General features: G+C 74.6%; 22 protein-coding genes. 6 read left to right on the forward strand and 16 right to left on the reverse strand.

Translation table 11 applies throughout. The features are described 5' to 3' along the window. Positions 1-173: 173 nt before the first annotated feature. The 3 genes from A8713_RS25105 to A8713_RS25115 form a co-directional block, all read right to left on the reverse strand. The gene (locus tag A8713_RS25105) at positions 174-1,472 is read right to left on the reverse strand and encodes a ribonuclease D (protein WP_079159123.1); all 1,299 of its coding nucleotides are present in this window, start codon (positions 1,470-1,472) and stop codon (positions 174-176) included. 256 nt (positions 1,473-1,728) lie between these two features. Continuing rightward, a complete protein-coding gene (locus A8713_RS25110; RefSeq protein WP_018564425.1) occupies positions 1,729-2,385 on the reverse strand; it encodes a response regulator transcription factor in 657 nt (218 codons plus the stop codon). A 418-nt stretch (positions 2,386-2,803) separates the two neighbouring features. Next, complete coding sequence (locus tag A8713_RS25115; RefSeq protein ID WP_037872557.1) at positions 2,804-3,499, reverse strand: DUF3000 domain-containing protein; 696 nt, start codon at positions 3,497-3,499, stop codon at positions 2,804-2,806. Positions 3,500-3,624: 125 nt separating this feature from the next. Between A8713_RS25115 and hemE the strand changes: the two genes are divergently transcribed. Then, entirely contained in the window at positions 3,625-4,695 is a 1,071-nt protein-coding gene (hemE, locus tag A8713_RS25120; RefSeq protein WP_064535820.1) for a uroporphyrinogen decarboxylase, read from the forward strand. Positions 4,696-4,804: 109 nt separating this feature from the next. Here the strand turns inward: hemE and A8713_RS25125 are convergent, their stop codons facing one another. From A8713_RS25125 to A8713_RS25140, 4 genes are all read right to left on the reverse strand, one after another. Beyond that, entirely contained in the window at positions 4,805-7,177 is a 2,373-nt protein-coding gene (locus A8713_RS25125) for a glycosyl hydrolase family 18 protein (RefSeq protein WP_237305452.1), read from the reverse strand. 219 nt (positions 7,178-7,396) lie between these two features. Continuing rightward, positions 7,397-8,215, reverse strand: coding sequence for a rhomboid family intramembrane serine protease (locus A8713_RS25130; protein WP_064535821.1), 819 nt, complete (start codon positions 8,213-8,215; stop codon positions 7,397-7,399). Positions 8,216-8,260: 45 nt separating this feature from the next. Beyond that, entirely contained in the window at positions 8,261-9,673 is a 1,413-nt protein-coding gene (locus A8713_RS25135; RefSeq protein WP_064535822.1) for an FAD-dependent oxidoreductase, read from the reverse strand. Between the two features lie 24 nt (positions 9,674-9,697). Then, entirely contained in the window at positions 9,698-10,756 is a 1,059-nt protein-coding gene (locus A8713_RS25140; RefSeq protein WP_064535823.1) for a DUF4349 domain-containing protein, read from the reverse strand. A gap of 333 nt (positions 10,757-11,089) precedes the next feature. Here A8713_RS25140 and hemG point away from each other — a divergent pair, with 333 nt between their 5' ends. Together hemG and hemQ are read left to right on the forward strand one after the other, a co-directional pair. Next, positions 11,090-12,544, forward strand: a complete 1,455-nt coding sequence (hemG, locus tag A8713_RS25145) for a protoporphyrinogen oxidase (RefSeq protein WP_064535824.1) — start codon at positions 11,090-11,092, stop codon at positions 12,542-12,544. 4 nt (positions 12,545-12,548) lie between these two features. Continuing rightward, on the forward strand, positions 12,549-13,280 hold the full coding sequence (hemQ, locus tag A8713_RS25150; RefSeq protein ID WP_064535825.1) for a hydrogen peroxide-dependent heme synthase: 732 nt from the start codon (positions 12,549-12,551) through the stop codon (positions 13,278-13,280). Positions 13,281-13,290: 10 nt separating this feature from the next. On the opposite strand, the gene A8713_RS25155 is transcribed toward hemQ, so the two are convergent. From A8713_RS25155 to zapE, 9 genes are all read right to left on the reverse strand, one after another. Beyond that, positions 13,291-14,985, reverse strand: a complete 1,695-nt coding sequence (locus A8713_RS25155) for an alpha/beta hydrolase (protein WP_064535826.1) — start codon at positions 14,983-14,985, stop codon at positions 13,291-13,293. Positions 14,986-15,210: 225 nt separating this feature from the next. Then, positions 15,211-15,999: a TIGR04222 domain-containing membrane protein gene (locus tag A8713_RS25160; RefSeq protein ID WP_064535827.1), complete on the reverse strand. Its 789-nt coding sequence runs from the start codon at positions 15,997-15,999 to the stop codon at positions 15,211-15,213. A gap of 43 nt (positions 16,000-16,042) precedes the next feature. Next, a complete protein-coding gene (locus A8713_RS25165; protein ID WP_064535828.1) occupies positions 16,043-17,512 on the reverse strand; it encodes a DUF692 domain-containing protein in 1,470 nt (489 codons plus the stop codon). 158 nt (positions 17,513-17,670) lie between these two features. Continuing rightward, the gene (locus A8713_RS25170; RefSeq protein ID WP_064535829.1) at positions 17,671-18,384 is read right to left on the reverse strand and encodes an aminoacyl-tRNA hydrolase; all 714 of its coding nucleotides are present in this window, start codon (positions 18,382-18,384) and stop codon (positions 17,671-17,673) included. A 69-nt stretch (positions 18,385-18,453) separates the two neighbouring features. After that, complete coding sequence (locus A8713_RS25175) at positions 18,454-18,702, reverse strand: hypothetical protein (protein ID WP_064535830.1); 249 nt, start codon at positions 18,700-18,702, stop codon at positions 18,454-18,456. Positions 18,703-18,718: 16 nt separating this feature from the next. After that, positions 18,719-19,618 (reverse strand): polysaccharide deacetylase family protein, encoded by a 900-nt coding sequence (locus A8713_RS25180; protein ID WP_443069746.1) that lies wholly within the window; start codon positions 19,616-19,618, stop codon positions 18,719-18,721. A gap of 135 nt (positions 19,619-19,753) precedes the next feature. Beyond that, positions 19,754-21,313: an FAD-dependent oxidoreductase gene (locus tag A8713_RS25185; RefSeq protein ID WP_064535831.1), complete on the reverse strand. Its 1,560-nt coding sequence runs from the start codon at positions 21,311-21,313 to the stop codon at positions 19,754-19,756. Between the two features lie 136 nt (positions 21,314-21,449). After that, the gene (locus A8713_RS25190) at positions 21,450-22,484 is read right to left on the reverse strand and encodes a slipin family protein (RefSeq protein ID WP_064535832.1); all 1,035 of its coding nucleotides are present in this window, start codon (positions 22,482-22,484) and stop codon (positions 21,450-21,452) included. Between the two features lie 192 nt (positions 22,485-22,676). Further along, positions 22,677-23,792 (reverse strand): cell division protein ZapE, encoded by a 1,116-nt coding sequence (gene zapE, locus A8713_RS25195; RefSeq protein WP_064535833.1) that lies wholly within the window; start codon positions 23,790-23,792, stop codon positions 22,677-22,679. Between the two features lie 37 nt (positions 23,793-23,829). On the opposite strand from zapE, the gene A8713_RS25200 reads away from it, so the two are divergent. From A8713_RS25200 to murC, 3 genes are all read left to right on the forward strand, one after another. After that, positions 23,830-24,657, forward strand: coding sequence for a pyrimidine reductase family protein (locus A8713_RS25200; protein WP_079159124.1), 828 nt, complete (start codon positions 23,830-23,832; stop codon positions 24,655-24,657). 206 nt (positions 24,658-24,863) lie between these two features. Continuing rightward, a complete protein-coding gene (locus A8713_RS25205; RefSeq protein ID WP_173860903.1) occupies positions 24,864-25,337 on the forward strand; it encodes an indole-3-glycerol phosphate synthase in 474 nt (157 codons plus the stop codon). 72 nt (positions 25,338-25,409) lie between these two features. Next, positions 25,410-26,798 (forward strand): UDP-N-acetylmuramate--L-alanine ligase, encoded by a 1,389-nt coding sequence (murC, locus tag A8713_RS25210; protein ID WP_064535835.1) that lies wholly within the window; start codon positions 25,410-25,412, stop codon positions 26,796-26,798. The last annotated feature ends 2 nt before the right edge of the window (positions 26,799-26,800 follow it).

Consider the following 26,800-nt stretch of genomic DNA (forward strand, 5'->3'; position numbering starts at 1 on the left):
GGAGCTGAGCGCGCGCTCAGCGCTCATGCTACTCGCGGGTAATGTAACTGCCCAGTCCCCCCGCCCCAAGCGGCGAACATCACACCCCACGGCACCGGAACGCCCCGGAAGGGGCGCGGGGAACCGCGCGAGCAACCACAACGCAACCCGCACCCGCTCCCTGGCACGCGCCCTTACGGCGTCTGGGCGCCCGCACCCGCCAGCGCGGCGACCAGCGAGGGCGTCGCCAGCTCCACCTGCCACGGCCGCGCGCCGTACCCGGCAAGGGCCGCGCCCACGGCCGCCTCGTCGGCCGGCTTCGGCGGCTCCCAGCACAGCCGGCGCACCGTGTCCGGCGCGACCAGGTTCTCCTGGGGCAGGTTCAGCCGTTCGGCGAGCGCGGAGACCGCGGCGCGGGCGGCGCTCAGCCGCTGCGCCGCCTCCGGGTCCTTGTCGGCCCAGGCCCGCGGCGGCGGGGGACCGGTCACCTGCTGGCCCTGCTGCGGCAGCGCCGTCTCGGGCAGCGCCCTGGCCCGGTCCACCGCGGCCTGCCACTGCTCCAGCTGGCGCCGCCCGGTGCGGTGCCCGAAGCCGTTCAGCGCGGCCAGCGCGTGCACATTGGCGGGCACGGCGAGCGCGGCCTGCACGATGGCGGCGTCCGGGAGCACCTTGCCGGGGGAGACGTCCCGGCGCTGGGCGATCCGGTCCCGGGTCTCCCACAGCTCCCGTACGACGGCGAGCTGCCGCCTGCGCCGCACCTTGTGCATCCCGGAGGTGCGCCGCCAGGGGTCCTTGCGGGGCTCGGGGGGCGGCGCGGAGGCGATGGCGTCGAACTCCTGGAGCGCCCAGTCCAGCTTGCCCTGCCGGTCCAGCTCCTTCTCCAGCGCGTCGCGCAGGTCGACGAGGAGCTCCACGTCGAGGGCGGCGTAGCGCAGCCAGGGCTCGGGCAGCGGGCGGGTGGACCAGTCGACGGCGGAGTGGCCCTTCTCCAGGACGAAGCCGAGGACGTTCTCGACCATGGCGCCCAGGCCCACGCGCGGGAATCCGGCCAGCCGGCCCGCCAGTTCGGTGTCGAACAGGCGGGTGGGGACCATGCCTATCTCGCGCAGGCACGGCAGGTCCTGGGTCGCCGCGTGCAGCACCCACTCGACGCCGGTGAGCGCCTCGCCGAGGGCGGAGAGGTCGGGGCAGCCGACGGGGTCGATCAGCGCGGTCCCGGCGCCCTGGCGGCGCAGCTGGACCAGATAGGCGCGCTGGCCGTAGCGGTAGCCGGAGGCGCGCTCGGCGTCGACGGCGACGGGGCCCGAGCCGGCGGCGAAGGCGGCGACCGCCTCGGCGAGCGCCTCGGGGGAGGCGATCACGGGCGGAATGCCCTCGCGCGGTTCGAGCAAGGGGACCGGCGCCCCGGTGTCAGGAGTTCCGCCGTCGTCCGGAGGGGCGCCTCCGGTGGTGCGCAGTGGGCTGTCTGCTGCGGTTTCTTGGGCGTCGGTCACCTGTCAAGGGTATCGGTGGATGGGCGGCGCCCGCCGACGGAACGTTCCGTCGGCGGGCGCCGGGGGTCGTGAACCGGTCAGGTCGGGGACACGTCCGGTTCACGGCCGGTACACGGGACAGGCCGGTGCCCGGGGGCCGGACGCGGTGGGGCGCCGAACCGGACGGCGGGGGGTCGGGGGATTCGCGGGATCGGGCGGTGGAGTGACGGGCGGACGGCCGATCGGGGGAGCGTGGGCGGCCGGGCGCCGGGCGGGGTCAGTGGATGATGCCGGTGCGCAGGGCCACGGCGACCATCCCGGCGCGGTCGCCGGTGCCGAGCTTGCGGGCGATGCGGGCCAGGTGGCTCTTGACGGTGAGGGCGGACAGGCCCATCGAGACGCCGATCGCCTTGTTCGACTGGCCCTCGGCGACCAGCCGCAGCACCTCGACCTCGCGGCCGGACAGTTCGCGGTAGCCGCCCGGGTGGCTCGGGGCGCCCGGGGGGCGGCGGTGCAGCCGGGCGGCGCCGATGGGGGCGGCGCCGGGCCGGGTGGGCAGTCCGAGGTTGGTACGGGTGCCGGTGACGACGTAGCCCTTCACTCCGCCCGCGAGGGCGTTGCGGACGGCGCCGATGTCGTCGGCGGCGGACAGGGCCAGGCCGTTGGGCCAGCCGGCGGCTCGGGTCTCGGAGAGCAGGGTGAGCCCGGAGCCGTCGGGCAGGTGCACGTCGGCGACGCAGATGTCGCGCGGGTTGCCGATGCGCGGACGGGCCTCCGCGACGGACGACGCCTCGATGACGTCACGGACTCCGAGCGCCCACAGATGACGGGTGACGGTGGACCGGACGCGCGGGTCCGCCACGACGACCATGGCGGTCGGCTTGTTCGGGCGGTAGGCGACCAGGCTTGCGGGCTGCTCGAGGAGAACGGACACCAGGCCTCCTGGGGGGTGGGGGACGGGGCCGGCTTGTGGGGAGGAAGCCGGTACGAACCGTGCTTGCTAGGTCACAGTCGTCTTCGGCATCAAACCCCTTGTCCTTTAGAGAATGATCACGATCTGGTGAGTAACAATGCGTTCAATTCGGACATACTGTCGATCATCCGAAGGTCGAATCGGTTCACTCGGGGCCGTTCGGGGTCGTTACCTGCCCGAAAGTGGCCGTATCGACAAAGACACGGCAAGGGACCGGTAAGACGCCGGACGGCGGCGGGGGCGGCGCACGGGCCCGGCACGGCGAACGGCCCGGACGGTGTTCCGTCCGGGCCGTTCGAAGGAGAAAGAGAGGGAAAGAGAGGAAAGAGAGGAAAAGGAGGGACGAAGGGGAAGGACAGGAGCCGTCGGCCGGCGTGGCTCAGCGCGACTGCGGGTCCCGCCGCTGCGGCAGTGTCACCACGGACGCGTCACCCGGCCCGGCCGGCGGCAGCCCCGCCACCTGGGCCAGCAGATCGCACCAGGAGGCCAGATGCGCCCCCGTGTCCGGCACCCCGCCCAGGCTCTCGCGCGGGGTCCAGGAGGCCCGGATCTCGATCTGCGAGGCCGGCGGCCGCGCCGACAGCCCGCCGAAGTAGTGCGAACCGGCCCGGGTGACCGTGCCGCTCGGCTCCCCGTACGTCAGCCCGCGCGCCTGGAGCGCCCCGGTCAGCCAGGACCAGCACACCTCCGGCAGCAGCGGATCCGCGGCCATCTCCGGCTCCAGCTCCGCGCGCACCAGGGTCACCAGCCGGAACGTACCCCGCCACGCGTCGTGCCCGGCCGGGTCGTGCAGCAGCACCAGCCGGCCGTCGGCGAGGTCCTGCTCGCCGTCGACGACGGTGGCCTCCAGCGCGTACGCGTACGGCGCCAGCCGCTGCGGCGGCGGTACCTGGTCGATCTCCACCTGCGGCCGCAGCCGCGCGGCTCTCAGCGCGTCGACGGCAGCCCTGAACGGCAACGGCACCTGATCCGCCCTGCCCGCATTCCCGTCGCCGTCTTTCGCCTCCTTCTTCGCCCCCTTCGCGTCGTCCATCCCGCCAGCGCCGTCCGACAGTCGTCCCTGAGCCGCAGCCATGCCGGGAAGATTAAGGGGAACCGGGCCTTTGTGCAGGGCAAGACACCCCGCCGCAGGCAGGAGCGCCGCCCGGGGGCCGCACACCGCGGCCCGCGCGCCCCCGGCGCCGTGCGAAACTTGCTCGCGTGAGTGCCAACGAGACGCCTGCCAGCCACCGGCCGCCGACGGCCGCCCACGACTCCGCGTTCCTCAGGGCGTGCCGGCGCGAACCGGTGCCGCACACGCCCGTGTGGTTCATGCGGCAGGCCGGGCGCTCGCTGCCGGAGTACCGCAAGGTGCGCGAGGGCATCGGCATGCTGGACTCCTGCATGCGGCCCGACCTGGTCACCGAGATCACCCTCCAGCCGGTCCGCCGGCACGGCGTGGACGCGGCGATCTACTTCAGCGACATCGTCGTCCCGCTGAAGGCCATCGGCATCGACCTCGACATCAAGCCGGGCGTGGGCCCGGTCGTCGAGCGCCCGGTGCGCACCCGCGCGGACCTGGCCCGGCTGCGCGACCTGACCCCCGAGGACGTCTCCTACGTCACCGAGGCGATCGGCCTGCTCACCGGCGAGCTGGGCGCCACCCCGCTGATCGGCTTCGCCGGGGCGCCGTTCACCCTCGCGAGCTACCTCGTGGAGGGCGGCCCCTCGCGCACGTACGAGAACGCCAAGGCGATGATGTACGGCGACCCGGAGCTCTGGGCCGACCTGCTGGACCGGCTCGCCGCCATCACGGCCGCCTTCCTCAAGGTGCAGATCGAGGCGGGCGCGAGCGCCGTGCAGCTCTTCGACTCCTGGGCCGGCGCGCTGGCCCCCGCCGACTACCGCCGCTCGGTGCTGCCCGCTTCCGCGAAGGTCTTCGAGGCCGTCGCCGGGTACGGCGTCCCGCGCATCCACTTCGGCGTCGGCACCGGTGAGCTGCTGGGCCTGATGGGCGAGGCGGGCGCGGACGTCGTCGGTGTCGACTGGCGGGTCCCGCTGGACGAGGCCGCCCGCCGGGTCGGCCCCGGCAAGGCGCTCCAGGGCAACCTCGACCCGACCGTGCTGTTCGCGACCCGCGAGGCCGTGGAGGACAAGACGCGCGAGGTGCTGGCGGCGGCTCAGGGCCTGGACGGCCATGTCTTCAACCTCGGCCACGGGGTCATGCCGTCCACCGACCCGGACGCGCTGACCCGGCTCGTGGAGTACGTGCACACCCGCACCGCCCGCTGAGGCGGCCGCCGGTCGGACGGACGGGCCCGCACGGACCCGGGCGGGCGGTCCGCCGGCCGCCCGCCCGGGAGTTCCCGGCCGGCCCGGAGTCCCGGGCCGGCCCGCTCCGCTACTTCAGCCCGGTGTCGAGCGCGGTCATCAGCTGACCGTTCGAGGTGTCACCGGACATCTCCCACACGAAGCCGCCCAGCAGCCCCTTGGACTTGATCCAGGCCGTCTTCTTCCCGATCGACCAGGCGTCGTCGAAGGACCACCACTGGCCGTTCGCGCCGGTGTAGCCGAACGTCGACACCGACTGCTCGTCGTGGTGGACGGTCATCGACGGGAAGCTGGCGATCAGGTTGTTGTAGCCGCGCACCCCGGCCTCGGTGTCGAACTGGCCGGGCGCCGCGCCGTTCGCGGCCTGCCACTCACCGGCCGCGCCGCCGTCGGTGACGCCCTGCCAGCCGCGCCCGTAGAACGGGAAGCCCACGGCCAGCTTGCGCGGGTTGACCCCGGCGTCGAGGTACGCCTGGATGGCGTTCTCGATGCTGAAGTGGAACGGGTAGGGGTCCTGCGCGTCCGTGTACAGGTTGGACGCGTCACCGGTGCGGTTGGGCTCCCAGGAGTTGTCGCTGCCCGAGCCGTGGAAGTCGTAGCCCTGGACATCGGCGTAGTCGAGGGAGTCGAAGATCCGGCTCAGGTCCCAGCCGGCGGCGATCTTCGCCGGGTCGGCCGGGGTGAACGCGGTCAGCAGCTTGTGCTCGCCGCCGAGCGCGTCGAGCTGCTTGCGGAACTCGGCGAGCAGCGCGGTCAGGTTGTCCTTGTCCTGGGTGCCGTAGTGGTTGCCCGGGTGGCCCTCGGAGCCCGGCCACTCCCAGTCGATGTCGAAGCCGTCGAAGATGCCGGCCGCGGTGCCGGGGCCGCCCGCGCCGTTGTAGACGGGCAGGTTGCCCTTGATCCACACGTCGATGCAGGACTTGACGAGCTTCTCCCGGCTGGCCTGGGTGGCGGCGGCGTCGGAGAAGAACTTCGAGTACGTCCAGCCGCCGATCGACGCGACGATCTTCAGCTTGGGGTACTTGGCCTTGAGCTTCTTCAACTGGTTGAGGTTGCCGCGCAGTTTGCCCCAGCCGTCGTCGGCGACGCCGTCGACCGACTGGTCGGCGGACATCGGGCGCGCGTAGTCGGCGTCCGCGTCACCCGCGTCGGTGCCCTGGTCCGGGTCCTCCGGATCGGTGGACGTGCCCTTGGTGACGCCCGCCTTGCAGGTGAGGTCCTTCGAATCCAGGTTCTCGAAGGCGTAGTTGACGACGTCAAGCTTGGCGGCGGCGCCGGAGGTGTCCAGGTTCTTCACGAAGTACTGACGGCCGTAGATGCCCCACTGGACGAAGTAGCCCACCTTGAGCTGCTTGCCCTGCCCGGCCACGTCGTCGGTGGTGACCTTCACCGCGTTCGAGGCGGGCGACGGGTTGTCCGCGGTGTCGCGGGCCTTGACGGTGAAGGTGTAGGCGGTGGCCGGGGAGAGGCCGTCCACCGTGGCCGTCGTGGTGTCCGCGCCGACCGACTTCGCCAGCGTGCCGCCGCGGTAGACGTCGTAGGCGGCCACGCCCACGTTGTCGGTGGCCTTGTCCCAGGCCAGGCCGACGCTGTACGAGGTCTTGCCGGTGGAGCGCAGGTTGCCCGGCGCGGTCGGCGGTGTCGGGTCGGTCGACGGGTCCACCGTCTTCACGGTCAGCGGCTGGCTGGCCGGTCCGATGTTGCCGCGGGTGTCCTTGGCCCGCACGGTGTACGTGTAGTTCGTCGCCGGGGTCAGGCCGGTCACGGTCGCCGAGGTGCCGGTGACGGTGGCCACGGTGTTCGTGCCGCTCAGCACGTCGTAGGAGGCCACGGTGTGGTCGCCCGGCTGGGCCGCGGTCCAGCTCAGCGCCACCGAGTGCGCGGTGACCGCGGTCGCCTTGGGGGTGCCGGGCGCGGTCGGCGGGATGTCGGGGCTGCCGTCGCACTTGTCGCCGTTGATGGTGCAGCCGGTCGGCGCGGCGGCCTTGCCGGTCGCGGTGAACCAGTAGCTGTACGGCTCGGTGCTGCCGCCGGCCGGGACGTTCCCGTTGTAGTAGGCGTTCTTCGCGGTCACGTGCTGCCCGGAGACCGTGACGTCGGCGTAGTAGTTGCTGGTCAGGGTCGCCCCGGCCGGGAGGTCGAACTCCAGGGTCCAGCCGCTGGCGGCGGCGGAGCCGCTGTTGTGGACGACGTACTTGCCCTGCCAGCCGGAGCCGTTGTCCTGGGAGGAGAAGGTCGCGGTGAGGGTGCCGGCCGCGTGGGCGGGCGCGGCGAGGGCGGTGAGTCCGGCCAGCGGCAGGACCAGGGTCGCGCCCAGGGCGGCGATCCGCCGCCGCAGCCGTCCGGCCCCTGAGCCGGGCCGGCGCGGCGTCCTGATGCCGGACAGCGGTCCTCGCCCGCGGTCCGGCCCTCTCTCGGAAAGTGGTCTGCGCCTGTGGAACATGGCTCTCCCTGTGGTGATGGGTGGTACAGGGGTGAGGTGAACCGTGCGCGTGCGCGTGCGTGTGCCGGGAGGGGAGGCAGGCAGGCGGGCCGGGACACGGCGCGCTGCCGCCTTCGATCGGGGCGCCCACAACGTAGAAGGTCTGGACCAATGCGTCAACAGGTCCGGCCGGACTCCGGGGGGTCAGGGGTACCCCCGGCGGCCCTCACCGGCCGGCGCTCACCAGCCGGTCCGGGCCCGCCGGCCGAACAGCAGACCGCGCGGCTCCGGCGGGGGCGGCGTGCCGGGGCGCAGCGGCAGCGCGAGCAGCATGCCCACGACGAAGCCGAACACATGGGCGGTGTACGCCACGGTGCCCGCGTCGGAGACGCCCTCGCCCGCGGAGTAGAACGCCTGGAGCACGAACCAGAACCCCAGCACCATCCAGGCCGGAAGACGCAGAGGCAGGAAGATCAGGAACGGCACCAGGACCCAGACCCGGGCCCGGGGATAGAGCACCAGATAGGCGCCGAGGACCCCGGCGATCGCCCCCGAGGCGCCGATCAGCGGCTGGCCGGAATCCGCGTCCAGCAGGGCGAAGCCGTACCCGGCCGCGTACCCGCACACCACATAGAACAGCAGGAAGCGGACGCGGCCCATCCGGTCCTCGACGTTGTTGCCGAAGATGAACAGGAACAGCATGTTCCCCAGCAGGTGCAGCCAGCTCCCGTGCAGGAACATCGAGGTCAGCACCGACAGCACCGGCGACTTGTGGTAGCCCGGAGGGCCCAGCACGCAGCCGGGACCGTGCACGCCCACGCCGGTCGCGCCCGTCGGCACCAGCGACGGCACCCGGCCGTGGATCAGCTCGCGCGGCACCAGCGCGTAGTGCTGCGTGAACGCCTCCAGATGGCACAGCTGCGCCAGCGAGCCGCCCCCGGTCACCGAGCCGGTGACGCCCGGCGTGGCGAGGAACACGACGACGTTCGCGACGATCAGGGCGTACGTCACCCAGGGGGTGCGCCGCACCGGATTGACGTCATGGACGGGGATGACCACGAAGAAGTCCTTCCCGGGATGCGCCCGGTGAACCGGCCCGCCGGATCAGCGCGCCCGGTCGACCGCGGCGGCCGCCTTGCGGGCCGCCACCAGCACCGGGTCCCACACCGGGGAGAACGGCGGCGCGTAGCCGAGGTCCAGCGCGGTCATCTGCTCCACGGTCAGCCCCGCAGTGAGCGCCACGGCGGCGATGTCGACCCGCTTGGCCGCACCCTCCCGGCCCACGATCTGGACCCCCAGCAGCCGGCCCGTGCGCCGCTCGGCGAGCATCTTCACGGTCATCGGGGAGGCCCCCGGGTAGTAGCCCGCCCGGCTGGTCGACTCGACGGTGACCGTCTCGAAGCGCAGCCCGACGCGCCGGGCGTCCCGCTCCCGCAGCCCGGTCCGGGCGATCTCCAGGTCGCACACCTTGCTCACCGCGGTCCCGACCACGCCCGGGAAGGTGGCGTAGCCGCCGCCCGCGTTGGTGCCGATGACCTGGCCCTGCTTGTTGGCGTGGGTGCCGAGCGGCACGTGCCGCTGCTGCCCGGAGACCAGGTCGAGCACCTCGACGCAGTCGCCGCCCGCCCAGATGTCCTCGTGCCCGCGCACCCGCATCGCCCGGTCCGTGAGCAGCCCGCCGTGGTCGCCGAGCGGCAGCCCCGCCGCCCGCGCCAGCGACGTCTCGGGCCGCACCCCGATGCCCAGCACCACCACGTCCGCCGGGTACTCGGCGTCGCCGGTGGCCACCGCCCGCACCCGCCCGTCCTCCCCGGTCAGCACCCCGGTCACCTCGGTGCCGCCCACCATGGTGATGCCCAGGCCCGTCATCGCCTCGCGCACCAGGCGGCCCATGTCCGGGTCGAGCGTCGCCATCGGTTCCGCGCCCCGGTTGACGACCGTCACCTCGTAGCCGCGCTTGATCAGCGCCTCGGCCATCTCCACGCCGATGTAACCCGCGCCCACCACGACCGCCCGGCGGCCCCGGGTGCGGGCCAGGCCGTCGAGCAGTTCCTCGCCGTCGTCCAGGGTCTGCACGCCGTACACCCCGGGCGCGTCGATACCGGGCAGCTCCGGGCGCACCGGCCGGGCCCCGGTCGCGACGACGAGCTTGTCGTACGACGTCCAGGACTCGGCCCCCGACACGGCGTCCCGCGCGCGGATCCGGCGCCCGGCCGCGTCGATCTCCGTGACCTCGGTGCGCATCCGCAGGTCGATGCCGCGCGCGCGGTGCTCCTCGGGCGTGCGCGCGATCAGCTGATCCCGCTCCTCGACGTCACCGCTCACCCAGTAGGGGATCCCGCAGGCCGAGTACGAGCTGAAGTGGCCGCGTTCGAACGCCACGATCTCCAGCTCGTCCGTTCCGCGCAGCCGCCGGGCCTGCGACGCCGCGGACATCCCCGCGGCATCGCCCCCGATCACGACCAGCCGTTCCCGCCGTCCGCCGCCGTCCGTGCCCGTGCCGTCGCTCATGCTCATGCGCACACGCTACGACGGCCGCGTTCACCGCTCCCGGCCGCCGTCCGCACCGCCGCCTTCCGTGCCGGTGCCGTCCGTATCGGTGTCGTCCGTACCGGTGCCGTCCGTACCGGCAGCGGTCGCCGGGGCCGTCGGGGTCGCCGGGGTCGCCGGGTGGACCGGCAGGCCGGGGCCCGCCGGAGCCGGGGCGCCGAGCGGTCCCAGGGCGGTCACCGGCGCTCCGGAGGGGGCGCGGCGGGGCAGGCGCGGGCGTACGGCCCGGAGCCAGAGCACGGTGAGAAGGGCCGCCGCGGCGGCGAAGGGCAGCACCGCGCCCAGGGCGAGGGCGAGCCAGCGGACCACGGTCACGAACACGTGCCAGCCGCCCGCCAGCGCGTCCAGGAACCCGGGACCGTCGTCCGCGGGCTCGTGCGCCGGCGCGGACGCCGAGGACAGCGACAGGGTGACGGTGGCCAGGCTCGTACGGTCCTTCAGGGACGCCTGCTGGGCGAGCAGCGCCTCCAGATCGGCCTCGCGGCGGCTCAGTTCGCTCTCCAGGGAGACGACGTCGCCGAGGCTGCCGGCCTTGTCCATGAGCGCGCGGACCCGGGCCACGCTGGCGCGCTGCGACCGGATCCGGCTGTCGACGTCCACGACCTGGCCGGTGACGTCCTCGGCCTTGGCCGACCGCTCGACCAGCCGCCCGGTGCCCTCAAGACGGGCGAGGAGCGCGTCGTAGCGGTCCACCGGCACCCGCAGCACGACCCGCGTCCGCTCGTGTCCCTCGGCGTCCCGGTCGGTGTTCTCGTCGCCCACGTAGCCCCCGGCATCCTGGGCCGCCGCGCGCGCCGTGGCGAGGGCCTTCGCCACGTCCCGCACCTCCACCGTCAGCGAGGCCGTGCGGACGATCCGGGCGGCCGGGGCCTTCGGCGCGGTGGTGGCCCCGGCACCGGGCGCGGTGCCCCGGTCGGCGTACCCCCCGCCGCCGTTCCCGCTGGCCGGGACGCCCCGCTGGGCCGCGCTCCCGGCGGCCTTGTGGGAGGAACTGCCGGAACCGCCGGATTCGCCGCACCCGGTGAGCGCGAGCGCCGCCGCGAGCAGCACACCGGTCAGAGCGGCAGCGGTCCCGGCGGCGGACCGGGACGCGGACGGCGAAGCAGACGGAGAAGCGGACGGAGAAGCGGACGGAGAAGCGGACGGAGAAGCGGACGGAGAAGCGGACGGAGAAGCGGATATGGCTCGAACGGAGCGTCGAGCGCGGTGCTGTGCGCGCATGTGTCGCGTACCCCCCGGGGCGTGGTGACCTCTGACGTTCCTTCGACTCGGCGGCGGTCCGATGCGTTGCCGGTGCGCGGTCCCGATGCGGTCACGGTCAGGACTCGTCCCGGACACCGGGGTCCCGCGGGCGCGCCGGACGGGTCTGAGAGAGTGGAGGCCATGAGCGCAACGGGTACGGACACGCGGCAGGTCGTCGTCGTCGGAGGCGGGATCGCGGGGCTGGCCGCCGCGCACCGGCTGCTGGAGCGCGGCGCGCGGGTGACCGTGCTGGAGGCCGCCGACCGCGTCGGCGGCAAGCTGCTGCCCGGCGAGATCGCGGGCGTCCGCGTCGACCTGGGTGCCGAGTCGATGCTGGCCCGGCGGCCCGAGGCCGTGGGCCTCGCCCGCGAGGTGGGCCTTGCCGACCGGCTCCGGCCGCCCGCCACCGCGACCGCCTCCCTGTGGACCCGCGGCGCCCTGCGCCCGATGCCCAAGGGCCATGTGATGGGCGTGCCCGGCACCGCCGCCGCCCTCGCCGGGATCCTCTCCGCCGAGGGCCTGGCCCGTATCGAGCGCGACGCCGAACTGCCGCGCACCGAGGTCGGCGACGACGTGGCGGTCGGCGCGTACGTCGCCGAGCGGCTGGGCCGCGAGGTCGTCGACCGCCTGGTCGAACCGCTGCTCGGCGGGGTCTACGCGGGCGACGCCCACCGCATCTCGATGCGCTCGGCGGTGCCCCAGCTCTTCGAGGCCGCCCGCGCCCACACCTCCCTGACCGAGGCGGTCCGCGCCCTCCAGGACCGCGCGGCGCGGACACCGGCCACCGGCCCGGTCTTCCTGGGCATCGAGGGCGGCGTCGGCACGCTGCCGCTCGCGGTCGCCGCCTCCGTACGGGCGCGCGGCGGCGAGATCCTGACCGGCACCCCGGCGAGCGGACTGCGCAGGACCCCGGAGGGCGGCTGGCGCCTGCTCGCCGGGGACCGCGTCCTGCACGCCGACGCGGTCGTCGTCGCCACTCCCGCGCCCGCCGCCGCCGCCCTGCTGGAGACCGAGTCCCCGGGCGCGGCGGCCGAGCTGCGGACCGTCGAGTACGCCTCCATGGCCCTGATCACCCTCGCCTACCGCCGTGCCGGCGCCGCGCTGCCCGAGGGCAGCGGCTTCCTCGTGCCGCCCGTCGACGGACACACCATCAAGGCGTCGACCTTCGCCTCCCGCAAGTGGGGCTGGATCGCCGAGGAGGACCCGGACGTGCTGGTGCTGCGCACCTCGGTCGGCCGGTACGGCGAGACGGAGATCCTGGACCGCGACGACGCCGGCCTGGTGGACCTCTCCCGCCGGGACCTGCGCGCGGCCACCGGCCTGGACGCCGTACCGCTGCGCACCCGCGTCACCCGCTGGGACGGCGGACTGCCCCAGTACCCGGTCGGCCATCACGCGCGCGTGGCCCGGATCCGCGACCACGTCGCCCGGCTCCCGGGCCTCGCGGTGTGCGGCGCCGCCTACGACGGCGTCGGCATCCCCGCCTGCGTGGCGAGCGCGAACGCCGCCGTGGACCAGCTCGCGGGCGACCTCGCGGCCGTGCGGGAACTCACCGCCCACCCGGTGCGGAGTCTGCACGGCGGAGCGGGAGAATAGCCCCATGAGTGACGACGCCTCCACCACCGACGCCGGCCGGATCCCGAACAAGGGCAAGCTGGCCAAGGACCTCAACGAGGTCATCCGCTACACCCTGTGGTCCGTCTTCAAGCTGAAGGACGTCCTCCCCGAGGACCGCACCGGCTACGCCGACGAGGTCCAGGAGCTGTTCGACCAGCTCGCCGCGAAGGACGTGACCGTCCGCGGGACCTACGACCTGTCCGGGATGCGCGCCGACGCCGACATCCTGATCTGGTGGCACGCCGAGACCAGCGACCTGCTCCAGGACGCGTACAGCCGCTTCCGCCGCACCCGGCTCGGCCGCGCGCTGGAGCCCGTGTGGTCGAACATGGCGCTGCACCGGCCCGCCGAGTTCAACCGCTCGCACATCCCGGCGTTCCTCGCCGACGAGACGGCGCGCGACTACGTCAGCGTCTACCCGTTCGTCCGCTCCTACGACTGGTACCTGCTGCCCGACGAGGACCGCCGCCGGATGCTCGCCGACCACGGCAAGATGGCCCGCGGCTACCCGGACGTCCGGGCGAACACCGTCGCGTCCTTCTCCCTGGGCGACTACGAGTGGATCCTCGCCTTCGAGGCCGACGAACTGCACCGCATCGTCGACCTCATGCGCCACCTGCGCGGCTCGGAGGCCCGCAGGCACGTGCGCGAGGAGGTGCCGTTCTTCACCGGCCGCCGCAAGGACGTGGCGGACCTGGTCGCCGGGCTCGCCTGACCGCTCCCGGTCAGGTCCCGGCCGGCCCCCGGCCGTCCTTCCGCCCCAGGGCGTCCCGCAGCTCGCGCGCCCGGTTCTCCTGGAAGGTCGGCCGGCCCGGCAGCGGCTCGGGGCGCGCGGCGCAGTCCGCGTCCCGGTCCGGCAGCCGCCCTTCCAGCAGATACGCGTCCACCCGCGCGTCGACGCACCGGTTCGGGCCGTACGCGATGCCGTGCGTGCCCGCGCCCCGCTCGGTCACCAGCACGGAACCGGCCAGCCGCCGCCGCAGTTCCAGCGCGCCCGCGTAGGGGGTGGCCGCGTCCCGTTCGGCGGCCAGGACCAGCGTGGGCGGCAGCGTGCCCGGCACGGTCCGCACGTCCAGCGGCCGCTGCCGGGGCACCGGCCAGTAGGCGCAGGGCAGATTCGCCCACACATTGCCCCAGGTCTCGAACGGCGCCACCCGCGCGAGTCGCGTGTTGTCCCGGTCCCAGACCCGGAAGTCGCCCGGCCAGGGCGCGTCGTTGCACTCCACGGCCGTGTAGACGGCGGCGCTGTTCTCCGCCTCGGCGGCCCCCGCCCGGTACGGCGCGGCCAGCGCGACCAGCGGCTTCTCGTCGCCCCTCAGATAGGCCGAGAGCGCCTCGGCGGCCCCCGGCCAGAAGTCGTCGTAGTAGCCCGCGTTCAGCAGGGCGCCCTGCAACTGCGCCGGTCCCACCGTGCCGCCCGCCGGACGCGCGGCCAGCCGGGTGCGCGCCCGCTCGTAGGCCGCGCGCACCGCCCGCGCGCTGCGGCCGAGACCGTACACGTCGTCGTGCCGGGCCACCCAGTCCCGGAAGTCCGCCCAGCGGGTCTCGAACGCGGCCGACTGGTCGAGGTTGTCGCGGTACCAGATCCGGGACGGGTCCGGGTCCACGGCCGAGTCGAGGACCATCCGCCGCACATGCGCCGGGAACAGCGTCGCGTACAGCGCGCCCAGATAAGTGCCGTAGGAGGCGCCCATGAAGGTCAGCCGGTCCTCGCCGAGCGCCGCCCGCAGCACCTCCAGGTCGCGGGCGTTGGCGAGGGAGGTGTAGAAGCGCAGGGTGGCGCCCGTGCGCCGGGCGCACCCCTGGGCGTAGGCCCTGGCCTCGGCCACGCGGCGGCGCTTGTACGCCGCCGAGGGGTGCGTCGGCGCCGGGTCCGGCCCCTTGAAGAAGCTCTTCGGGTCCTCGCAGGACAGCGGAGCCGAGCGGCCCACCCCGCGCGGGGCGTAGCCGACGAGGTCGTAGGCGGCCGCGACCCGCTTCCACTCGGGCAGCAGCCCGATCAGCGGGAACGACATGCCGTCGCCGCCCGGCCCGCCCGGGTTGAAGACGAGGGCGCCCTGGCGCGGCACCCGCCGCCCGGCGGCGGCCGGGTCCCGGCCGCCGGCCCGCGCCCGGCTGACGGTGAGCCGGATCTGCGGGCCGTCGGGACGGGCGTAGTCGAGCGGCACGGAGACGGTCCCGCACTCCATGACGGCGGGCAGGTCCCGCCCGCCCGGACAGGCGCCGAACCCGATGCCCGCCACCCGGGCGCGCGCGGCGGCCACGGCCGTGCCCCGCAACTCGGCCGCCCCGCCGGGCACTTCGGGAATCGCGTGCACACCTGGGCCGTCGGCCGCCCGGGGAGCGCCGCCCGAGGGGGCGGCGGCCAGGGCGGTCAGGACCAAGGACGCGGCGACCGTGTGGACGGCGGCGGCTCTCATCGGCGTATCCCTTCGGCGCACGGCGGCACCAAGGGATGCTTCGGCCACTCGCGCGCGAAGGCAAGCACCGGCGGCCGGTGTCGCCGCGGGTGCGCCCGATGCGCCCCTCCCGCGGGCCGCACGCCCCGGCGCGCGGCCTGCGGGGCGCGCGGAGTGCGAGCCCGCGTGTGCGGGCACCGGGCGGTGTCGCTCCCTGGGCCGGTCGCTCCCGGTCTGGCTGGCCGGTCACTCCCGGTAGGGCTGGTCGCGGTGGGCGAAGGCCGCGCGCAGTTCCGGTTCGCCGATCGCGCGGATGCCCCGTACGGCCACGGAGGCCAGGTAGGCGCGTTCGTCGCCGGTGCGGTGCGCGCGCCGGACCAGGGAGCTGAGCAGGTGCTGCCCCGCCGGGGACGCCCAGCGCGCGGACGGGTGGATCTCGAACCGGGCGATGGCGAGGCAGCCCGCGGTGAGCGCCAGCGGGAGCGCGAACCACAGGGCGATCAGCGGGCGCGGCATCCCGGTCGGGGCGGGCAGCAGCAGTGCGGCCACGCCCAGCGCGGTCACGGTGAGCGCGGCGGCCCGCACCCCGCGCGTCCCGGCCGCCACGGCCGCGCCCGGCGCGTCCTCCGGTACGGCGAGCCCGGCGTGCACCAGCCGCTCGGCGAGCCCGCGGACGGGTTCGGCGGCGGCCGTCGCGGACCGCACGGGAGCGATCCGGGACTGCCCCTCGGGGCCGATGGCCCCTATGACGGACCGCTCCATCTCGTCCCGCCCGCACGGGTCGACGACGGTGGCCCAGCCGGTGTGCGCGAGCAGCAGCCTGCGCTCGCGTGCCATGGCGACCAGCGTGACGTCGACGACCCGGGCGGGGCCGCCGGACAGGAACGCCGCCTCGTACAGCGTGAGGTCGTGGTCCCGGTCCACCACCGGGTCCCGGGTCTCTTCGGCCGCCGCGCGAACAGCGGCCAGGCACAGCCGCGTACAGGCCACACCGGCGACGACCCAGGCCGGGAGCAGGAGGAGAACCCAGAGCATGACCTGTTTCTATGCCAGTGACCTGGGAAAATCCATCGCCTTTTCACATCGCGGACGAGGTGTGCCCGGTGTGTGAAGTCCTCCCGGTGCCGCGCAGCAGCATCCGGCGCGCCGCCCGCGCCACCCGGACCGCCGGCCTGCGCGACCTCGGGACGGGCCCCGAGCGCTCCCGCCACCAGTGGTGCAGCTTCCGGCGGGCCGCGGGGTCCTCGGGCCGCCCGGCCAGCAGCAGGGACTCCGCGAACGCCATCGCGTCCAGCCGGTAGCCGCCGCGCATCGGGTGCCGCTGCGCGTAGGCGAGGAAGGAGGTCCGGTACCCGTCCCCGAGGATGACCGGCAGCTCCGGTGCCACCTTGGCCACGACACCCGCCCGCTTCGACGCCAGCGCCCGCGCCTGGACCCCGAGCCGCGCCCGGTCGAACCCCTCCGGCGCGGGCGTCCCCGCCACCAGCGCCGACAGCAGCGCGGTCTGCGCGAGCGCCAGCCGCTGCCGGACGGGCTCGGACCCGGAACCGGAACTGGACCCGGAAGCGGTACCAGTACCAGTCCCGGTCCCGGAAGCGGCGTCCGGGGCGGAGCAGCCGGAGCGGGGGCCCGGGACGGTGGCGCTGCCGAGCCGGGAGCCGGCGTCGGTGCCGGTGCCGGTCCGGGCGGCGGCGGTGCCGCGCGGTCGCCCCGTACCCGCCGCGTGCCCGCGTTCCACCGCCTCCGCGATGGCGTCCAGTTCCCCCTTCAGCACCTCCGGCGCCGGGAAGTTCTCGTCGCGTTCCAGCAGGACCCCCGGCGGGGCGACGCGCGAGGCGAGGTCGGTCAGGATGTCGAGCACCGGCCGCGGGACCGGGTGGGCGTGGCTGTCGTGCCAGACGCCGTCCCGTTCGAAGCCGCCCGCCACATGGACGTACGCCAGTGCCTCCAGCGGCAGTTCGGACAGCGCCTCGGCCGGGTCCTCGCCCTGGTTGACGTGGTTGGTGTGCAGATTGGCCACGTCGATCAGCAGCCCCACGCCGGTGCGGTCCGCCAGCTCGTACAGGAACTGCCCCTCGGTCAGCTCCTCGCCGGGCCAGGCCAGCAGCGCGGCGATGTTCTCCACGGCGAGCGGCACGGGCAGCGCGTCCTGCGCGATGCGGATGTTCTCGCACAGCACGTCGAGGGCGTCGCGGGTGCGCGGCACGGGCAGCAGGTGGCCCGCCTCGATCCGGTCCGAGGCGGTCAGCGGGCCGCCCGCCCGGACGAAGGCGATGTGCTCCGTCACCAGCGGCGAGCCGAGGGCCTGGGCCCGCTCGGCGAGCGCCTTCAGCCGCCCCTCGTCGGGGCGTTCGCCGCCGCCGAGTCCGAGCGAGACGCCGTGCGGCACCACCGTCACCCCGCGCTCGCGCAGCCGCCGCAGCGACGCGGGCAGATGATCCGGGCACACGTTCTCGGCCACGGCCTCGACCCAGTCGAGGCCCGGCATGCGTTCCACGGCGTCCGCGATCTCCGGGCGCCATCCGATGCCCGTCCCCAGTCGTTCCATGAGTCCCTCGTCCCCCTCGTCCCTCGTCCCCCCGCCCCGCGCACCGACGTCCGCGCACGGCGCACCCGAGGGGTATGGCCCCGCCGGGCGGCGGTGAACCGCGCGGCGGACTCCTTCAGAGCAACATCTGAGGTTTCCCGGTGCGGCCCCGGCCGTGGCTACCGCAGCGCCGGATGGTCGGCGACCACCGTGCACGAGCCGGGCGCGATCTCGGTGAAGCCCGCGTCCCGCACCAACGGCAGCCCGCTGTCCACCAGTTCGCGCCACCGGCCGGGGTCGGCGGTGCGCACGGCGAGCGGGAAGCCGGCGTCCCGCCAGGCCGCGCGCCGCTCGTCGGTCAGCTCCCACCAGGCGAGCTGGGCGCCGTGCCCGGCCTGGGCCATCGCCTTGCCCGCGGACATCTCGAGGCCCGGGTTGAACCACAGGACCGGCGTGCCGGGCGCGGGCCGGGCGGGCGGCTCCGGGTCGTCCAGGTCGGTGCCGGAGACCTGGAGCTTGACCAGGTCCTTGGGCCAGCCGTCCAGCGGCACGGGCGGGAAGACCCGTACCTCGGCGGCGGCTCCGGTGACCGTGACGCCGTCCAGCGCCTCGGCCCGCCGCCACTCCGCGCCGCGCGCCCGCCGCACCACCTTGCGGATCCGGGCGTCCTGCCAGTCCCGCACCGCCTGTGCCCAGGCGCCGTCACCGAGGGCGCGCTCGTCGCTCAGCAGCACCAGCACCGCGCGGGCCGCCGTCTCCAGCGCGTCGGTACGGGCCGGGGGAGCGGCCCGCTCGATCCGGACGACCAGCGGCAGTACGAACTGCGGCGCCTCGTCCCGGGCGCTGGGCTCGGCACGGAACGGGCTCTCGGGAACGGAGGTCTCATAGGTCACGCACCCCAGTGTGCCAACCGCGGCACGCGCCCGGCGCACCCGGTGGAGGGACCGCCGGAGCGGCGGAGGTCAGCCCGAGCAGGCCGTGCGCTGCGCCTCCTGCCACTCGCAGACCGGGCAGAGGGTGATCCCCTTGTACGACTCCGGGTACTCGGTCGGTTCCCGGCACAGCACGCACTCCGCGTACGGCGGCCCGTCGGCCCTGGGCGGCCGGGTCGCGTCGGTCGGGCAGCAGCCGGTGCCGCCGTCCCCGCGGGCCGCGCCGCCGCCGTTCGTGTCGTTCGTGCCGTTCGTGCCGGTCCCGTGGTCCACGCTCATGGTTCCAGCGTAGGACTCAGGTGCGGCCCGCCGAGGCGCCGATCATGTCGGACACCTTCACGAAGCGGTAGCCCTGCTTGCGCAGCTCCGGTACGACCGCCCGGACCACGCGCTCGGTGGTCGGGGCGGCGCTGCGCGTGCAGTGCATGACCACGACCGAGCCGGGCTTCACCCCGTCGAGCACCTGCCGGACCACGGCGTCCGCGTCGGTGGCGAACGCGTCGCCGCTCACCACGTCCCACTGCACGGCGGTGACGCCGAGGGGCGCGAGCGTGCGCAGCACCTGGGAGTCGTAGCAGCCGCCGGGGAAGCGGAGGTAGGGCATCGGGTGCGGGACGCCCGCCTTGGCGAAGGCCGTGTACGCGCGTTCCACGTCGGGGCGGACCTGGTCGGCGGTGACGGTCGGCAGGCCGTAGCAGTCGCCGGTGAACGCGTAGTGGCTGTAGGAGTGGTTGGCGAGTTCGAACAGCGGGTCCGTGCCGATGGAACGGGCCTCTTCGGGGTACGTCTCCGCCCACTTGCCGGTCATGAACACGGTGGCGGGCACCTTGAGCGCGCGCAGCGCGGCGATCAGCTCCGGGTTGTCGAAGTGTTCGCCGGAGGCCGCGCGCCGCCCCTCGTCGGCGGTCATGTCGGCGTCGAAGGTGAAGGCGACGGTCTTGCCCTGGTCCCGAGGGCCGTGCGTGAACACGGGCGTCAGCCCGCCGGGCCCGGGGGTGAGCCGGGGCGGCTTGGACGGCGCGGTGGGGGAGGGCTTCGCGGGGGCCGCGGACGAGGGGGAGGCGGGGGAATCCGGGTGCCCGGCGTGGGCGGCCTGGGTGCTCTGGGCGGAGCCGCAGGCGGCGAGGGAGGCGAGCGCGGTGCTCAGGACGCCGGCGGCGGCATAACGGGCGATACGTCGTACAAGTGGGATCACCCGACGAAAGTAGGACGTCTTCCATTCATATGAACGGCAGCGGGGCCGTGCGGTCACCCGGCCGGTGGTCACCCACCGAACGGCCCGCCGCGGCCGGGGCGGATCCCGGCCCGGGGCGGCTCCGGCCGCGGTGGCTCACAGCTCCCGCCGCTCCAGCGGCTCGGTCGCCGGGCCCTGGAGCACCCTGCCCTCGGTGTCGAAGCGCGAGCCGTGGCAGGGGCACTCCCAGGCGCGCTCGGCGGAGTCGAAGGCGACCAGACAGCCCAGGTGCGTGCAGCGGGCGGACAGTGTGTGCGCGGTGCCCTCGTCGTCGCGGTACACCGCGAGGTGGTCCAGGCCGGACCGGACCACGGCGCCCTCGCCGGGTGCGATCGCCTCGACGGGCGGGGAGGGGCGCAGCCGGTCGCCGACGAAGTGCCGGGCGACCTCGGCCTGGTTCCTCAGGAACGTCGGCGCCTCCCGGACGGCCGTCCGCAGCCGGCGCGGGTCGTACAGCTCGCGCCACGGGCAGTCCCGCCCGGTGATCAGGGCCGTGAGCAGTCCGCCCGCCATGATGCCGCCGCTCAGTCCCCAGCCGCCGAAGCCGGTCGCCACATAGGTGTTGCGGGCCGCCTGGTGCAGCGGGCCGACCATCGCCACGGTGTCGGTCGGGTCGATGTCCTGGGTCGCCCACGAGTGCACGAGGTCGGCGCCCGGGAAGTGCTCTCCCGCCCAGGCCGCCAGCCGGTCGAAGCGTGCCTGGCTGTCGCCGGTGCCCGGGGTGAAGTGCTCGCCGGTGACCACGAGCAGGCGCTGTCCGTCCGTGCCGTACGGCGCCGTCCGCACCGAACGGGTGTTCTCCTCCGGGGTGATGTACATGCCGTCCGGGTCCTCGGCGGCGTCGACCGGTCCGGCCACGACCAGCTCGCGGCGGGGGGCGAGCCGGGCGAACAGCAGCGCCCGGTCGAACACCGGGTAGTGCGTGGCGACCACCACGTGCCGGGCCCGCACCGTGGCGCCCCCCGCGGTCGTCACCCGGCACGGCTCGCCCTCCGACAGGCCCCGCACGACGGTGTTCTCGAAGACCCGGCCGCCCCGCGCCACCAGGTCCGCCGTCAGGGCCAGCAGGTACTTGCGCGGATGGAACTGCGCCTGCCCGGCCACCCGCACCGCGCCCGCCACCGGGAACGGCAGCCCGGTCTCCGTCACGAACGACGCCGCGAGACCCGCCTCCCGGGCCGCCTCCGCCTCGGCGCGCACCTCGGCCACCCGGTCCGCGTCCCGGACGTAGGTGTACGCGCTGCGGGTCTCCCACTCGCACTCGATGCCGAGCTCGTCCACCAGCGACCAGGCGCGCTCGACCGCCTCCGACTGCGAGCGCGCGTACAGCTCGGCCGCCCGCGCGTCCCGGGTCCGGCGCAGCCGGTCGTAGATCAGGGTGTGCAGCGCGGTCAGCTTGGCCGTGGTGTGCCCGGTGACGCCCGCCGCCACCCGCCGCGCCTCCAGCACCGCCACGCCGAGCCCCGCCCGCGTCAGCTCGTACGCCGTGCTGAGCCCGGCCATGCCGGCACCGATCACGACCACGTCCACGTCCAGGTCCTCGGCGAGCGCGGGGCGCTCGGGGCCCGGGGCCGTCTCGACCCAGTACGAGCCGTTGACACGCCGCCGCCCGTGCGCCTGCCCGGGGTGCTGTTCCTGCCGCTGTGCGTCGTCCATGGCTGCCGGGTACCCCGTCGCGGGCGGGTCACGACCGGGCGGGTCACGACGGGGCGGATCGGCCGGGCGCCGGAGGAGCGGACGGGCGGGGCGCGGGAGGAGCGGACGGGTGAGCGCGGGAGGAGCGTCGGGCGGGTCAGTGCTCGGGGCGGTCGGGTGCCGCGGCGTCGGCCGCCGCCCTGACCGGGGTCACCGAGGCGGCGTCGGCCGGGGGATCGAACGGTGCCTCGGCCGGAGGCCCGTCGGGTGCGCCCGGTACGGCGGTGCCGCCGGGCGCGGCCGGGGGAGGCTCCCCGGCCGGGGCGTCGCCGTTGCCGAGGGCGTGCGCCGGTGGCGCGGGCGGGACCGGTGGCGCGGACGAGGGCGGTGCCGGTGCCGCGGGCGCTGCGGTCCCGGCGGGGCCCGGTGGCTGCTGGTGGGCCCGTTCCAGGAAGCGCAGGAGTTCGACCGGGAAGGGCAGGACCAGGGTGGAGTTCTTCTCGGTGGCCACCGCGGTCACCGTCTGGAGCAGCCGCAGTTGCAGCGCGGCCGGTGTGTCGGCCATCTGCTGGGCCGCCTCGGCCAGTTTCTTCGACGCCTGGAACTCCGCGTCGGCGTTGATGATCCGGGCCCGCCGCTCCCGGTCGGCCTCCGCCTGCCGGGCCATGGACCGCTTCATCGTGTCCGGCAGGGAGACGTCCTTGATCTCCACCCGGTCGATCTGCACGCCCCAGCCGATCGCCGGGCTGTCGATCATCAGCTCCAGGCCCTGGTTGAGCTTCTCCCGGTTGGACAGCAGATCGTCCAGGTCGCTCTTGCCGATGATCGAACGCAGCGAGGTCTGGGCCATCTGGGACACCGCGAACCGGTAGTCCTCGACCTGGATGACCGCGCTGGCCGGGTCGACCACCTTGAAGTAGACGACCGCGTCCACCCGCACGGTCACGTTGTCCCGGGTGATGCCCTCCTGGGCGGGGATCGGCAGCGTGACGATCTGCATGTTGACCTTGTACAGCCGGTCCACGAACGGCACGATCATGGTGAAGCCGGGATCGCGCGGGCCGCCGACGAACCGGCCGAGCCGCAGCACCACCCCGCGCTCGTACTGCTTGACGACCCGGGCCGCCGCCGCGAGGTACACGAGACCGGCGCAGCCCGCGGCGACCACGGCGGTCAGTACGTCCTGAAGCATGATGACGACTCCTCGACAGTCGTCCCGCGCCCGTTGCCGGGCCTCACTCCACGATAGGCCCGGCCCGAGAGGACGGTCGAGTCCCCGGAGCGGTACGTACGGTCCCGGCGGCCGCGGGACCGGGCGCCTACAGCGAAGGCCAGGCCCGGGGAGGGCGGGCCCGGACGGGGAGCGGGCGCGCGGGGCCGCCGGTCAGGAGGGCTCGACGAGGCCCTTGGCGTCCCGGGCGAGCGCGGTGAGCCGGGATATCGCGCGGAAGTACTTCTTGCGGTAGCCGCCGTTCAGCATCTCCTCGCTGAACAGCCGGTCGAAGGGCCGTCCGGAGGCCAGGACGGGCACCTCGCGGTCGTAGAGCCGGTCGGCGAGGACCACCAGCCGCAGCGCGGTCGACTGGTCCGGCACCGGGCCGACCCCGGTCAGGCAGACGGCTCCGAGGCCGTCGGTGAGCGCGCCGTAGCGGCTGGGGTGCACCCGGGCCAGGTGTCCCAGCAGGTCGGTGAAGTCGTCGAGGGAGGCGTTCTCGGTGGTGTGCGCCGCCTTGGTGACCTGCTCGTCGGAGAACGGGGCCGGCGCCTCGGGCAGGCCGCGGTGGCGGTAGTCCTCGCCGTCGATGCGCAGCGGGCGGAAGTGCGCCGACAGGCCCTGGATCTCGCGCAGGAAGTCGGCGGCGGCGAACCGGCCCTCGCCGAGCTTGCCCGGCAGGGTGTTGGAGGTGGCGGCGAGCGCGACGCCCGCGTCGACCAGCCGGCCGAGCAGGGTGGAGACGAGCACGGTGTCCCCGGGGTCGTCCAGCTCGAACTCGTCGATGCACAGCAGCCGGTGCCCGGACAGCGTCCGGACCGTCTGCTGGAAGCCGAGGGCGCCGACCAGGTTGGTCAGCTCCACGAAGGTGCCGAACGCCTTCAGGGCGGGCTCGGCCGGGGTGGCGTGCCACAGGGAGGCCAGCAGGTGCGTCTTGCCGACGCCGTAGCCGCCGTCCAGATAGACGCCGCGGGGCCCGGCGGGCGCCTTGGGGGCCTTGGCGCGGCCGAAGCCGAAGAGCCCGCGCCGGGCGGGACCGGCGGCGTGCGCGCCGCCGAGTCCGGCGGCGAAGCCCTCCAGGACCCGCACGGCCTCCGTCTGCGTCGGCTGCTTCGGGTCCGGGATGTACGTGGCGAAGCGGACCGAGTCGAACCGCGGCGGCGGCACCATCTCGGCGACCAGCCGGTCCGCCGGGACGTGCGGCTCGCGGGCGCACAGGGAGAAGGGGGCGGCGGGGGCGGCACCGGTCACGGGGCTGAGCCGGGAGCCGGCTGTGGAGGACGACACGGTTCCCCATGGTAAGGCGCGTGGAACACTGCACGGCATGCGACGCCTGTTCCCTGTGACCGAAGAAACACCAGCCCAGCCAGCGAAGGGGGCCGCCGGGACCGGCCCGGGGAGTGTGCCGGACGCCCTCGCGGACCGGGAGTGGACCCTGGCCGAGCTGGCCGCCGCCTACGCCTATCCCGAGCCCGCGCCGGGCGGCGGTACGGCCTGGCTGCGGGCCAACATGGTCTCCACGCTGGACGGGGCGGCGCAGCACGAGGGCCGTTCGCAGCCCATCTCCGGCGCCGCCGACATGCGGATCTTCGGCACCCTGCGGGCGCTGGCCGACGTGGTGGTGGTCGGCGCCGAGACCGTACGGCAGGAGGGCTATCGCCCGGCGCGGGCGCGGCCGGAGTTCGCCGCGCTGCGGGCGGCGGCCGGGCAGGGCCCCGCCCCGGCCATCGCGGTCGTCACCGCCAGTCTCGAACTGGACTTCTCGCTGCCGCTGTTCACCTCGCCCCTGGTGCCCACGCTGGTCCTCACCGGAGCGGCGGCGGCCCCGGACCGCATCGCGGCGGCCGAGAAGGCGGGCGCCCGGGTGGTGGTCGCCGGTGACGGGGTCGGGGTGGACCCGCCGCGGGCCGTGCGGGCGCTGGCCGGTCTCGGGCACACGCGGCTGCTGACCGAGGGCGGCCCGCGGCTGCTCGGCCAGCTGGTCACCTCCGGCGTCCTCGACGAGCTGTGCCTGACCGTCGCGCCGATGCTCACCGCGGGCGACGCGCAGCGCATCGCCGGCGGCCCCTCGGTCGCCGTCCCGCACCGGTTCGCCCTGGCGTCCCTGCTGGAGGAGGAGGGTTTCCTGTTCAGCCGGTACCGGCGGGCCTGACGGCGGCCCCGGAGGATCCGCGGCGAGCGGTGCGCGGCCCGCCGTGTCCAGCAAACGGAATTGGTAATTCCGTTCAGGTGGTGGCAGGCGGAGGAAAAGCCGCGATACCCGTGCGATCACAGGGCAGGATGGTTTCTGCGGGGGCTGCTTCGGCCCACACGGAGGTAGCAGAGAGGGCGCGGCCCTCACACGAGAAAGGGCGTCTGGTGTTCACAAGCGTACTGATGATCGAGAAGGCCCTGACGTCCGCCGACGTGGAGTTCGTCACCACATTGCACGGGGAGGAGCAGGTCGCCTTCCACGTACTGCTCCAGCCGCGCGGCGACCAGGCCGACCGGCTGCTGCGGGCCATCGACGACATCGCGCTCGGCGAGATCGACGAGGCCGCGCGCGAGGGCGGCACCCCGGAGGGCGAGGCGGCCAAGCCCGAGGGCGAACAGGCCCTGGAGGTCTCCCTGACCGCGCTGCACGCCGCCGGCCGCCAGGCCGACGGCAGACTCGTCGAGGACCACCCGCTGGACGCGCTGAAGTCCCTGGTCGCCGAGGTGGGCGCCGACGAGGTGATCGTGCTCACCGATCCGCACTACGTGGAGGAGTTCTTCCACCGCGACTGGGCCTCCCGGGCCCGCCACAAGGTCGGCGTGCCGGTCCTGAAGCTGTTCTCCCACAGCAAGGCATAGGCTGGGGCGGCGCCCCGCGCCCGCGGCCGGCGCACCTCGTACAGCTGCCGCACCACCTGGGGAGAACAGCGCATGGCACCCGGCCTTCCTACCGCCATGGACCGACCGCACTTCATCGGCATCGGCGGCGCCGGAATGTCGGGCATCGCCAAGATCCTCGCCCAGCGCGGCGCCGAGGTGGCCGGCAGCGACGCCAAGGAGTCGGCGACCGCCGAGGCGCTGCGCGCGCTGGGCGCCACGGTGCACATCGGGCACGCGGCCGGGCACCTCGCCGACGACGCGACCTGCGTCGTCGTCTCCTCGGCGATCCGGCCGGACAACCCGGAGCTGGTGCGCGCGGCCGAGCTGGGCATCCCGGTCGTCCACCGCTCCGACGCGCTGGCCGCCCTGATGCACGGCCTGCGCCCGATCGCGGTGGCCGGCACCCACGGCAAGACCACCACCACCTCGATGCTGGCCGTCTCCCTCACCGCGCTGGGCCGGGAGCCCTCGTACGCCATCGGCGGCGACCTGGACGCCCCCGGCTCCAACGCGCTGCACGGCACCGGCGAGATCTTCGTCGCCGAGGCGGACGAGTCCGACCGCAGCTTCCACAAGTACGCCCCCGAGGTCGCCATCGTCCTCAACGTGGAACTCGACCACCACGCCAACTACGCCTCGATGGACGAGATCTACGAGTCCTTCGAGACCTTCGCCGGGAAGATCGTGCCCGGCGGCACGCTGGTGATCACCGCCGACCACGAGGGCGCCCGCGAGCTGACCCGGCGCGTGGCGGGCTCGGTGCGCACGGTGACGTACGGCGAGTCCGAGGACGCCGACGTGCGCGTCCTGTCCGTGCGGCCGCAGGGGCTGCGCAGCGAGGTCACCGTCCTGCTGGACGGCGCCGAACTGACCTTCACGGTCTCGGTGCCCGGCCGCCACTACGCGCACAACGCGGTCGCCGCGCTGGCCGCCGGTGCCGCCCTCGGGATCCCGGCCGCCGAGCTGGCCCCGGCGCTCGCGGCCTACACCGGTGTCAAGCGCCGCCTCCAGCTCAAGGGCGAGGCCGCCGGTGTCCAGGTGATCGACTCCTACGCCCACCACCCCACCGAGATGACGGCCGACCTGGAGGCCATGCGCGGCGCCGTGGGCGACGCCCGGATCCTGGTCGTCTTCCAGCCGCACCTGTTCTCCCGCACCCAGGAGCTGGGCAAGGAGATGGGGCAGGCGCTGGCGCTGGCCGACGCCTGCGTGGTGCTGGACATCTACCCGGCCCGCGAGGACCCCATCCCCGGCGTCACCAGCGAGCTGATCATCGAGGCGGCACGGGCCGCGGGCGCCGACGTCACCGCGGTCCACGACAAGGCCGAGGTGCCGGACGCGGTCGCGGGAATGGCGAAGGGCGGTGATCTTGTTCTCACCATGGGCGCGGGCGACGTCACCGACCTCGGACCGTGCATCCTGGACCGTCTGAAGAACTGAGT

Source organism: Streptomyces sp. SAT1 (assembly GCF_001654495.1).
Classification (GTDB): Bacteria; Actinomycetota; Actinomycetes; order Streptomycetales; family Streptomycetaceae; genus Streptomyces; species Streptomyces andamanensis.